This window comes from Flavivirga sp. 57AJ16 (assembly GCF_028736925.1).
In the GTDB taxonomy this organism is placed as follows: domain Bacteria; phylum Bacteroidota; class Bacteroidia; order Flavobacteriales; family Flavobacteriaceae; genus Flavivirga.
This window is the reverse complement of record NZ_JAQZAT010000039.1, coordinates 1-2,734: the sequence shown is the minus strand read 5'-3', so window position 1 is coordinate 2,734 and position 2,734 is coordinate 1. Positions and strand designations below refer to the sequence as shown.

Below are 2,734 nucleotides of genomic sequence, written 5' to 3'. Positions count from 1 at the left end.
TATCACTGGTATGTTGGATATTCCAATTAAGTGCATAGATTTGTATAAGAAGAGCCGTATGATGGGAGACTATCACGTACGGTTCTGTGAGAGGCTCGGGGTGAAATCCCCCTTGTCTACTCGACACAAACCGTTGTATGCCATTACGGAGAAACCAACTGCATTAGATTTATGATTTTGACTTCCTTCTAGTTGGATACATAACTTGTTGTTTTTTGAATTGACCGATTTCTTCTCTTAACGTTTGATTGATATTGTGAATCAAATCATTTTGGAATTTCATAATTCCCAATAAATCGTGCATTGCGTTTAGATTTTCTAGTTGCTTGTAGACAAGTTCCTCTAAATCGGCTTTGGTATATCTTTTGCTCATACTAATGTGTTTTTAATATTCAAAAAAAATCTTAATAGGTTTATTTAATGCTTTTAAAGCATAACAAAGATATTATAAATATTTAATTGAACACAATAAAGCATAAAATAATGCTAATAACGTTTAAAATGAAGTCACTACATTTGACTTTCAATGATATTAATTCATTATGGACAAGGAAGTTTACAACCGTATAAAAGCTGTTTTAGCTGAACAAGGAAAAACTAACAATTGGTTGGCTGACCAATTAGAAATGAATAGAACTACTGTTTCTAAATGGTGTAGGAATGAGATGCAACCAAGAGTAGAAACCCTATTTCAAATTGCTAGAGTACTGGAAGTTGAAGTGAGAGAGTTGTTAATTTCAACTAAAGGATAATTAATTATACGTATTCGTAAAAAATAATCTAATTTAATGATACAGAATATTCCAAAGCCTAAAGATTATGAAAATGTCGGATTTGAATGTCTGGTTCAAGCTTATAAGAATATCAATCAAATAGATAATGGACAACTAATTCCAGATGTTCCAAGAGAAGAAATTTGGCAATACAACACCATAGTTTTAAAAACATCAATTGTTCTAATTCATCAGGGAATTGAAGCCTTACTTAAATCAAAAATTTCAAGAAAATCTCCGTTACTTCTGTTAGAACAAAAAAGAAGCGATTGGAAAACCTTACCTAATAGTGACGACATAGATTTTACTGATATGTATACTATTTCAGGAGAAGATTTAATAAGGACATTCTTTGCAACTTTAAATGAAGATGAAATTGATAATAATTTTAGAACGCACTTTGAGAATGTAAGAGTTATTAGAAATAAGATAGTTCATGGTATTGGTAATGATGAAATAGAACCTGAAGAAGTATTGAAACTCATACTATGGACATTTACATACCTTAATGGTAAAGGAAGTTTTTGGAGAGCATTACAAGATAAATTTTATGATCATCCAGGACATTTAGTCGGAGATTCTGAATTAGAATTTGAAGAAGTACAACAATATATTCATCTTGACTATCTCGAAGCACTTTTAGGTAAAGGGGAACTAAACAATCACTTTGAAATCGACTTGAAGTCAAGGAGGTATTATTGTCCAGAATGTACTGGGCAAGATGGAATTCTTGTTCAAAAAGACCAAGAAGGAAACGTGGTTAATGTTGATCCTCATCCCACAAGTAAATGGGCCTTTCTTCAACCAAACAAATCTGATTCAACTAATGTTTTTTGTTTAGTGTGTCAAAACACTTTTGAAGTTGAAAGAATTGACTGTAAAGGTGAAGAGAAAAAAGCATGTAAAGGGAATGTCCTTTATCTTGAAGAAGAAGCTGACATAGATGAAGATACAGGAGAAGTTTTCGAAGAAGAAGTCAAATTGTGTTTGACATGTATGGACATTCAAAAAAAAAAGTAAAACGGCATACAACAATGTGTAAATCGATAATAGCCTCCATTCGTCGGCTACTACGTTTACACTAACCGTTGTGCAACATATGACAAAGCAACCGAAATTTAAAATAGAATGGATAATTGACTTGATTAAAGAGCAGGAACCTGAACGGACTGACTTAATTGAACAATTAGAAAATTCGGAAATGAAAGAATGGTTTAAGCAAGCTTATGTTCGATTTGTAAGCGGATTTAGACCTAATCAACCTGGTTCTGAATGGCAATTCGAAGAAAATATTGAACTAAACCATCCGACTGAAGGAATAATTGTTTTGGATATTTTAAAGGACGGTAGAATTGGCGGAATTGAATTTTTAAAATATATACCACATTATTAGACCATAAATTATGAGAGAAAAAATGCTAACTAATTTGAATAATGCTTTGAATCAATATAACGAGCTTCAACAATATTCAAATGTCCTTCCCGCAAACCTTATGGATGGTGCAAAATCAGCAATGGAACAAAGTATTCCGAATGCAGGTAATGAAATTTTATCCTTATTAAATTCAGTTTCTGGTAAGCAATTATTTGAAAATCAAAATTCAGTTTCAGATTTAATTACTATTCTAACTGACAGAGCAGACGAAATTGATACTGCTTTTGAACTTGTTCCTGAAAACAAAAATATAATGGGATTTGATGGGGGCAAAACATATACAGCAAAAGACATTTTAGATTATCAAAGTTTTTGGTTTAACGCTCATTGCGATACTATTAATACGACTTTGACTGCAGGAAGAATAACGGCTGAACATTATAAAAAATAAATACGTTGCACAATAACTAAGCATATGGCGTGCCGATAGGCCAACGCTATATGCCTTGTTGACTGATCCATTACTTAGAATAAGGGGGAAAACGTTTTTTTGAGGTGTTTTTATAAAAGATTATCTATAAAAAGA

General features: G+C 32.0%; 5 protein-coding genes. 4 read left to right on the top strand and 1 reads right to left on the bottom strand.

The window, feature by feature from the left end:
• Nucleotides 1-169: 169 nt before the first annotated feature.
• A complete protein-coding gene (locus PQO00_RS20210; RefSeq protein WP_274186668.1) occupies nt 170-373 on the bottom strand; it encodes a hypothetical protein in 204 nt (67 codons plus the stop codon).
• Between the two features lie 169 nt (nt 374-542).
• Here PQO00_RS20210 and PQO00_RS20205 point away from each other — a divergent pair, with 169 nt between their 5' ends.
• From PQO00_RS20205 to PQO00_RS20190, 4 genes are all read left to right on the top strand, one after another.
• Nucleotides 543-752, top strand: coding sequence for a helix-turn-helix transcriptional regulator (locus PQO00_RS20205; RefSeq protein WP_274186667.1), 210 nt, complete (start codon nt 543-545; stop codon nt 750-752).
• A 36-nt stretch (nt 753-788) separates the two neighbouring features.
• Nucleotides 789-1,793: a hypothetical protein gene (locus PQO00_RS20200; protein ID WP_274186666.1), complete on the top strand. Its 1,005-nt coding sequence runs from the start codon at nt 789-791 to the stop codon at nt 1,791-1,793.
• A gap of 79 nt (nt 1,794-1,872) precedes the next feature.
• Nucleotides 1,873-2,166 (top strand): hypothetical protein, encoded by a 294-nt coding sequence (locus PQO00_RS20195; RefSeq protein WP_274186665.1) that lies wholly within the window; start codon nt 1,873-1,875, stop codon nt 2,164-2,166.
• A 10-nt stretch (nt 2,167-2,176) separates the two neighbouring features.
• The gene (locus tag PQO00_RS20190; protein WP_274186664.1) at nt 2,177-2,599 is read left to right on the top strand and encodes a hypothetical protein; all 423 of its coding nucleotides are present in this window, start codon (nt 2,177-2,179) and stop codon (nt 2,597-2,599) included.
• The last annotated feature ends 135 nt before the right edge of the window (nt 2,600-2,734 follow it).